This is a genomic window from Pseudarthrobacter xylosi, assembly GCF_055412765.1.
Genome location: NZ_JBVAYT010000008.1, coordinates 224,448 through 230,890, shown reverse-complemented (window position 1 = coordinate 230,890; position 6,443 = coordinate 224,448). Strand labels below are relative to the sequence as shown.

The window sequence follows — 6,443 nt, the reverse complement described above, 5'->3', positions numbered from 1 at the left end:
CAGCCCGCTGAGCAGGAGCCACGCGAAGAGGTCGGCATAACGCTAAGGTCGGCATAATCCGAATTGTGCCGATGTCGGCACAATTCGGACAACGGAGGCGAGTTCATCAATAACGAACTCTTCGACTACTGCGAGGAACACCGGATCACTTTCACCCGCTCACGCCCCTACAACAAGAACGACGGCGCCCACGTCGAACAGAAAAACTGGTCCAGGGTCCGCGAACTGGTCGGCTACCTCCGCTACGACACCGCCGCTGAACTTGAGCTGCTGAACCAGATCTGGGAGCTGGACCGTACCTTCACCAACTACCTACTTCCGCAGCGAAAACTCGTATCCAAGACCCGCCACGGAGCGAAGGTGACAAAGACCCATGACGCGCCGGCCACTCCACACCAGCGCACGGCCGCCGACCCCCGGACTGACCCAAAAGCGGCCAACCGCATGAACACCGAATACCGGAAAGTCAGGCCGGCCGCACTGTCCCGGCAGATCCTGTCCCTTACCGGCAGGCTCGAAACCCTCGCCACCGCCAAGCAACCAGCACCCGTCAAACCACCCGTGAATGAGGACTGGAACCGCCGACCCAGCCGGAGATTTTCCAATGATGCAACGTATGCCCCTTCGCGGAGGTATTGACATGAGGCAACAGGGGGCAACGGAAGTCCCCAACATGCCCGCGGTGGCCGACGCAGCTATTCTCGCTGCGGCCGCGGCCCCCGGAGTACTTGTCTCGCGCGGCCTTCCCCGAAGCGGAAAGCCCGAAGCAGCGCAGCCCGGGGACGTCCAGCCGGACGGCCCAGTCCACGCGGCGAACCGACACTCCATCCGGTGGTGTGTCGGGGTGACCGGTGCCGGCCCCTGTTTTGCTCAGCAAAGGAGATCTCGGTGCGGCTTCCGGTTCTTGTGGGCGCCGATGGGATCCAGGAATTACGGCGTACCAGTCTCGGTGGCTTGGTGGTTGATCTGACTGGTCTGGCCGAGCTCGATCAGACCGTCCAGCTGGCTCAGGACCCATTCCCTCACGGCCTGTTCTTCCTCCCAGGATTCAACGTATTTGCAGCGGGCCGCCATTGCGTCTCGGATCTCTTTCGGGGTGTGCCGCTGGAAGCCGTGGCGGAACTGATCAAAGATGGATGCGCGCGCCTCGCGGCGCTGCTCGTCGCCTAATCGTTCCGAAGGAACGATGAAGCCTGATTCGTCGCGGATTACGGCGGTGGGACGTTGGTTTATCGGGAGCACTGGATCAGCATCCTTCCGGTAATTTTGGCGCGGGACGTGGCATCTTCCCACCCACGGATACGATTGAGGAGTTAGCCCCCGGTTTGTCCGTGGGGGTGCCAACCGTAGGGAGAAATGCCATGGGTTTGGGAGACAAAGCTCGCAACGCCGCGGAGAAGCTGAAGGGCAAAGGCAAAGAAACTGCTGGCGAAGCGACCGGGGATGACCGTCTCAAGGCCGAAGGCCAAGGCGATCAGGCCAAGTCCGACCTGAAGCAGGCCGGCGAGAAAATTAAGGACGCTTTCAAGAAGAAGGACTAGGGGAACCCACTGGTTCAATGCCGGAGGGGGTCTCGGAGGTCGGCGCGTGCGCCGGCCTCCCTTGTTTTCGGCGCGTCGTTGTTCCGGCCGTTAAGCCCCACGGACATCAGGTTGCTGCTGCGGACAGCCGGTGATCGGGCCCGCCTCGGCGAAGTATTCGCGTGCCTGGAAGCGGCAGAGGTTCGCTATGTGATGCACATCACACCTGGGGCACCGTGAGGTTTGGTGCTGCCGGAGCGTCTTTAGGGTATGGGCATCACAGATGATGCCCGGCAGATTCTTAGGAGTGATTGCTTTGACGACTCAGCCTCAGGGAACACCGGCGCGAATCCCCTCACCGTTCAATGACCCGGACACGGACCAGCGCCCGGTGTCCCGCGCGTCCGGGGGCAGCGCCGGGACTGCGGCCGACCGCAGCGGCCGTGGAACAACAACCATTGTTGACAGCGTGATAGCCAAACTCGCGGGAATCGCGATCGCGGATATTCCCGGTGTCTATGCCCTCGGTGGCGGGGCTGCCCGCGCGATGGGCTCGATCCGTGAGGCCGTGGGCCAGAAGGACCTGACCCAGGGCGTCAGCGTCGAAGTCGGCCAGACCCAGGTGGCCGTGGATCTGACCATCGTTGCCGAATATCCCCACCCGCTCCAGGACGTTGCGGAAGCCTGCCGCGATGCCGTGTACCGGGCCGTGGAGGACCTTGCGGGCATGGAAGTGACCGAAGTGAACGTCACCATCACCGACATCCACACCCACACCGAAGATGAGGACCGTGGCGAACAGGCATCGCCGGTTCCACGGGAGGGCCGGGTGTCATGAGTCCGACAGTCAGTGGCATGGCCGTGGGAGCGACCCTGGCGATTACCGCGCTGATCTTCGGATTCTGGGGCTTCATCTTCGTCGCCCTCTTCGTGGCCGTCGGGGCCGTCCTGGGCCGGGCCGCCGAGGGCCGACTCGACCTGGGCGGCGTCATGAACGCCCTGCGCGGAAAGACTTCCTCCTCATGAACCCCCACCCGGCTACCACGCTGACACCGCGGCACGTGCTGGACGTCCCGGACCGCCGGGCCGGCCACACACGCATCACCACCCGGGCCCTGACCCGCGTCGTAGAGGCGATCACGGCCGACGCGTTCGGGACCCCGTTGGACACGGTCACGGTTGCTCTCCATGACGTCCGGGGACGCCTTGGCATCACGGCCAGGATCTCGGTTCCGGCCCCCTCACTCCTGCAGGCGGCGCGCGGGGATTCCCGCGCAGACCGGGCGGAAAGCGTCTATGAGCGCGCGTCACGGGCCCGGACCGAGATCATCGCCCGGGCACGCCTGATAGCGGGTACCGAGGTGGACCGGGTCGACATTCGGGTGACCGGCATTCACCGGCCGGCGGAGGGCAGGGTCAGATGAGCGCAAACCAGTATGTTTCCAGAATGGGCCGACGGGAAATGCATTCCTCGCGCGCTGCCGCCTCCGTCCTGATCGCCGCCGCGTTGATCCTCCTCGCGATCTGGGTGGCCGCAGAAATAGCGGTGGCCGCAGCCGGGCGGCAGCCACTGCTGGCCACGCCGCTGTCCATGGCCAACTGGGCCGCACACGTGGCGGCCGCCACCACCCCGGCGGTGCTGGTCGCGGGGGGCGCAGTGCTGGCATTGCTTGGGCTGGTGCTGATTGGGTTGGCGCTGCTTCCGGGCGGCAGATCCCGGCACCGCATCCCCGGTGGCCGGGCTGCGGTGATCGTCGATGACGACGTCATCGCCTCATCCCTTTCCCGGGTCGCCCAGCAGCAGGCACGCCTGGTCCCGGAGCAGGTCACCACCATCGTGGGACGGCGCAGGATCGAGCTCCTGATCCGCCCCACCTCCGGGGTGCCCGTGGACGAGGCCGGGGTACGAGAGGCCGTCGAAGCCGAACTGGCACGGTACGCACTGGTGCCCGCGGCACGGCTCTCTCTTCGGATCAGCGGCCAGGGAGCCGTGGGGGCATGAACAGCACCCACCGCGGATTGAACCGGTTCCTGCTGTTCCTGATCGGCGCCGTTCTCCTCGCCGCCGGCGCCCTGACCGTGTGGGCCGGGGCCGCGCCGAAGATGGCGCGGCAATGGACCCGCACCGGCCAGGACATCCTGGACCGGACCCAACAGCAGCTGAACGCAGCACCCATCCCCGGGACCAGTACCAGCTGGTCGACGGCCGCAGCCCTGCTGCTCCTGATCGTGACCGTCATTTTGCTAGTGTGCTGGATCGCATCCCAGGGCCGAGGGCGCACCGGCGACCTCGGCGCACACGAGGATGCCAGCCACGGCACCACCACCGTGGAGGCCTCCTTCGCTGCCCAGTCCATCAGGGACGCCACCGCGGAAAACCGCCAGCTCCTCTCCACCGCGGTCTCGGCCTGGAACGTCAAAGGCGCCCATACTCTCAAGCTCAGCCTCCAGACCCGAAAAGGCGCCTCCCCCGCAGACATCACCTCCGCCATCGAAGAGATCATCACCGGACTGGACATCGTGCTTGGCGAACAGATACCCGTCCTCGTCCGCATCGGCGCCGGCCCACGGACCCGCTTCGCCCACCCCGAACGGGTCCACTAGGCATCCTCCGCGGGGGCACGGACCCGGGGAGAAAACAACCAAGGCCGCCCCCGGCGGCAACACAACATCAACAAACCAGGAAAGGACAACCACCACGGGAAACAATGACAAGCCGCGGAACGCAGTCGAGGACAAGGCCGGTACCGCCGCTGGATCCCGCCGGGAAACTCACCGGAGACCAGGACCTGGAGCATAGAGGTCAAAAGGACCAGGCAAAAGCCTCGCTGAAGACGCCGCCGGGGACATCGGGGCGAACATCAAACACGCAGCAACCAAACTCAAGGAAGGCTTCAGCAACAAATAAACAAACGCACCGTCCTCCGGCAGGCACGGCGCACCGACCCGGGCCGGAGGCGTCGCAACCGCGTTTCCCAATAAGTGACTCTGAACTCCTAGGGAGCATCCCATGGGTATCCTGGGTTTCATCGTGCTCGGCCTGATCGTCGGGGCCCTTGTCAAGGCCGTCCTGCCCGGCAGCGTCGGCGGGGGCTGGCCACCCAACCTGGTCCTGGGCGTTCTCGGAGCGATCCTGGGCGGCTTGCTCGGCTCGGCATTGCTCGGCGTCGGCCTGGGCACGTTCTTTGAAATGCGGACCTGGCTTCTGGCCATCGTCGGCGGATTCATCGTCACTCTCGTGTACGGCGCGGTGAAGGGCCGCAGGCGCAAAACGCGCCGCTGACCCGACGTGGCACACATAGGCAGAAGTACATCCTGGCACGTGCGGCCACCGGTTACGGGCATCGTCCATTCCAGGGCCGTCTCATTCCGCGGACGCGGTAGGGTGTGGCCATGATGAACCCTGCCCGTGAGGGCCCCGGGCTCTGGCTCGCGGAGGATGGGCTGCTGGCCGAGCGCGCCGCCGACGGGGACGTGGCAGCCTTCGAAGTCCTGGCCACCCGATACGGCACGGTCATGCGGGCCTACGCCCGGCGGCTCACCGGATCCATGGCCGACGCCGACGACGTGGTCCAGGAATCCCTGCTGCAGGCCTGGCAACAGCTGGACACCCTCCGGGACAAAAGCGCGGTCCGGGCCTGGCTGATGCGAATCACTGGCCGCCGCGGCATCGACTGCCTCCGGCGCAGAAAATACTATCCCTTCAGCTCAGCACAGATGGAGACATATGATCCCGCGACCGGACCCGAGGAGGCAGCCATGACGAACGCCGGCATGTCCGCGCTGTCCATTGCCCTGGCCATCCTGCCCGAAGACCAGCGCAAGTGCTGGGCACTGAAGGAGATCGGCGGCATGTCCTACCAGGAGATCGCCCACGAACTCGGGACCACCCCGACCAGCGTCAGAGGAAAACTGGCCCGCGCCAGGACAGCCCTGCTCAAGACCATGAGGCCCTGGCAATGAGCGCCCCGACAGGCGACCCGGGCTGCGGACGCAGCATCGAAGAACTCAACGACTACCTCGAGACCGGCCAATCCGCGGACGCAGCCCACATTACCTCCTGCCCAGAGTGTCAGGCCGGCCTCGCCGCACTGACGCGCCTGCGCCAGCTCACGGGGGAGCTCCTGGCACACGACATCCGGATGGCCAGCCAACCGGAAGAACCCTGGCTCCGGGAGATCCTGACCAACCTGCGCCTGGAAACCCGGGCCGGGAGGGCCGTCCCGATAGCAACGGAACACCCCGGGGACAGCCTCTGGGAGACCGAAGGATCAGTCACCGCACTGATCCGGAACATCGGGGACACCATCGAAGGAGCCACCATCGGCAGGTGCCGCCTGCACGGGGACCTCACCGTGCCCGGAGCCCCGGTGGATCTGGACATCCGCGTCTCGGCCTTCTACGGCTATGGCCTCCACACCATGGCGGAGACGCTGCGCACCCAACTCGAAGCAGCGCTTACCACCCACACCGAACTGAGGATCCGCAGCATCAACATCACAGTCTCCGACCTGCGAATCAGGCCCGGCCAACCGGAAAGGACCGGCATATGAGCACCGCCGAACGACTGCACCGGCTGATCCTGGACATCCCAGGGGTCACAACGCTCTACCCGGCAGACCCACCCTGGCAACAGGCCGCCACAGGCATCGCCGACACCCTGACCGGAACAAGCCCTCCGGACCCCTCCGTTGCGGTCCGGACAACCGACGGCGCCACCCGCGTCCACGTCCGGGTCGGGGTCGACACCACCCGCCCGGCACCGGACACGGCACGCCGGGTCGCCGCCGCGATCCGGCACGACCTCGCCACCACACCACCCGCAACCACGGTCCCAGGCACCATTGAGATATCCGTCCGGATCAGCCTGATCAGTCACCACCATTAGCCAAGCCCCCGCAGCCCCTCCGCCCGGGATGGCCG

Annotated in this window: 11 protein-coding genes and 1 pseudogene; 11 read left to right on the top strand and 1 reads right to left on the bottom strand. The window is 65.8% G+C overall.

Annotated features, from left to right (window positions below; all coding sequences use genetic code 11):
* Positions 1 to 81: 81 nt before the first annotated feature.
* Positions 82 to 262, top strand: a pseudogene (locus ACZY1F_RS17160) (integrase); the annotation flags it as partial.
* A gap of 668 nt (positions 263 to 930) precedes the next feature.
* On the opposite strand, the gene ACZY1F_RS17155 reads toward ACZY1F_RS17160, so the two are convergent.
* Positions 931 to 1,242, bottom strand: a complete 312-nt coding sequence (locus ACZY1F_RS17155) for a hypothetical protein (protein ID WP_463943285.1) — start codon at positions 1,240 to 1,242, stop codon at positions 931 to 933.
* A 119-nt stretch (positions 1,243 to 1,361) separates the two neighbouring features.
* Here ACZY1F_RS17155 and ACZY1F_RS17150 point away from each other — a divergent pair, with 119 nt between their 5' ends.
* The 10 genes from ACZY1F_RS17150 to ACZY1F_RS17105 all read left to right on the top strand — a co-directional run bounded on the left by ACZY1F_RS17150 (position 1,362) and on the right by ACZY1F_RS17105 (position 6,408).
* A complete protein-coding gene (locus ACZY1F_RS17150; protein WP_463943284.1) occupies positions 1,362 to 1,541 on the top strand; it encodes a CsbD family protein in 180 nt (59 codons plus the stop codon).
* A 295-nt stretch (positions 1,542 to 1,836) separates the two neighbouring features.
* On the top strand, positions 1,837 to 2,358 hold the full coding sequence (locus ACZY1F_RS17145; RefSeq protein WP_463943282.1) for an Asp23/Gls24 family envelope stress response protein: 522 nt from the start codon (positions 1,837 to 1,839) through the stop codon (positions 2,356 to 2,358).
* Positions 2,355 to 2,546: a DUF2273 domain-containing protein gene (locus ACZY1F_RS17140; protein ID WP_463943280.1), complete on the top strand. Its 192-nt coding sequence runs from the start codon at positions 2,355 to 2,357 to the stop codon at positions 2,544 to 2,546. Before ACZY1F_RS17145 ends, ACZY1F_RS17140 begins: the two co-directional genes overlap by 4 nt.
* Positions 2,543 to 2,944 (top strand): hypothetical protein, encoded by a 402-nt coding sequence (locus ACZY1F_RS17135; RefSeq protein WP_463943278.1) that lies wholly within the window; start codon positions 2,543 to 2,545, stop codon positions 2,942 to 2,944. Before ACZY1F_RS17140 ends, ACZY1F_RS17135 begins: the two co-directional genes overlap by 4 nt.
* Positions 2,941 to 3,522, top strand: coding sequence for a hypothetical protein (locus tag ACZY1F_RS17130; RefSeq protein ID WP_463943276.1), 582 nt, complete (start codon positions 2,941 to 2,943; stop codon positions 3,520 to 3,522). Before ACZY1F_RS17135 ends, ACZY1F_RS17130 begins: the two co-directional genes overlap by 4 nt.
* Positions 3,519 to 4,124 carry a hypothetical protein gene (locus tag ACZY1F_RS17125; RefSeq protein ID WP_463943274.1) on the top strand — a complete coding sequence of 202 codons (606 nt, stop codon included), beginning with the start codon at positions 3,519 to 3,521 and terminating at the stop codon, positions 4,122 to 4,124. The genes ACZY1F_RS17130 and ACZY1F_RS17125 overlap by 4 nt, the downstream gene beginning before the upstream one ends.
* A gap of 406 nt (positions 4,125 to 4,530) precedes the next feature.
* A complete protein-coding gene (locus ACZY1F_RS17120; RefSeq protein ID WP_463943272.1) occupies positions 4,531 to 4,803 on the top strand; it encodes a GlsB/YeaQ/YmgE family stress response membrane protein in 273 nt (90 codons plus the stop codon).
* Positions 4,804 to 4,913: 110 nt separating this feature from the next.
* Positions 4,914 to 5,483 (top strand): RNA polymerase sigma factor, encoded by a 570-nt coding sequence (locus ACZY1F_RS17115; protein ID WP_463943271.1) that lies wholly within the window; start codon positions 4,914 to 4,916, stop codon positions 5,481 to 5,483.
* On the top strand, positions 5,480 to 6,073 hold the full coding sequence (locus tag ACZY1F_RS17110) for an Asp23/Gls24 family envelope stress response protein (RefSeq protein WP_463943270.1): 594 nt from the start codon (positions 5,480 to 5,482) through the stop codon (positions 6,071 to 6,073). Before ACZY1F_RS17115 ends, ACZY1F_RS17110 begins: the two co-directional genes overlap by 4 nt.
* Positions 6,070 to 6,408 carry a hypothetical protein gene (locus ACZY1F_RS17105; RefSeq protein WP_463943269.1) on the top strand — a complete coding sequence of 113 codons (339 nt, stop codon included), beginning with the start codon at positions 6,070 to 6,072 and terminating at the stop codon, positions 6,406 to 6,408. The genes ACZY1F_RS17110 and ACZY1F_RS17105 overlap by 4 nt, the downstream gene beginning before the upstream one ends.
* Positions 6,409 to 6,443: the final 35 nt, after the last annotated feature.

Excerpts from the sequence above, each read along its gene's own strand:
- ACZY1F_RS17150 (WP_463943284.1), top strand. The coding sequence starts at position 1,362 with ATGGGTTTGGGAGACAAAGCTCGCAACGCCGCGGAGAAGCTGAAGGGC.
- ACZY1F_RS17140 (WP_463943280.1), top strand. The coding sequence starts at position 2,355 with ATGAGTCCGACAGTCAGTGGCATGGCCGTGGGAGCGACCCTGGCGATT.
- ACZY1F_RS17135 (WP_463943278.1), top strand. The coding sequence starts at position 2,543 with ATGAACCCCCACCCGGCTACCACGCTGACACCGCGGCACGTGCTGGAC.
- ACZY1F_RS17130 (WP_463943276.1), top strand. The coding sequence starts at position 2,941 with ATGAGCGCAAACCAGTATGTTTCCAGAATGGGCCGACGGGAAATGCAT.
- ACZY1F_RS17125 (WP_463943274.1), top strand. The coding sequence starts at position 3,519 with ATGAACAGCACCCACCGCGGATTGAACCGGTTCCTGCTGTTCCTGATC.
- ACZY1F_RS17120 (WP_463943272.1), top strand. The coding sequence starts at position 4,531 with ATGGGTATCCTGGGTTTCATCGTGCTCGGCCTGATCGTCGGGGCCCTT.
- ACZY1F_RS17115 (WP_463943271.1), top strand. The coding sequence starts at position 4,914 with ATGATGAACCCTGCCCGTGAGGGCCCCGGGCTCTGGCTCGCGGAGGAT.
- ACZY1F_RS17110 (WP_463943270.1), top strand. The coding sequence starts at position 5,480 with ATGAGCGCCCCGACAGGCGACCCGGGCTGCGGACGCAGCATCGAAGAA.
- ACZY1F_RS17105 (WP_463943269.1), top strand. The coding sequence starts at position 6,070 with ATGAGCACCGCCGAACGACTGCACCGGCTGATCCTGGACATCCCAGGG.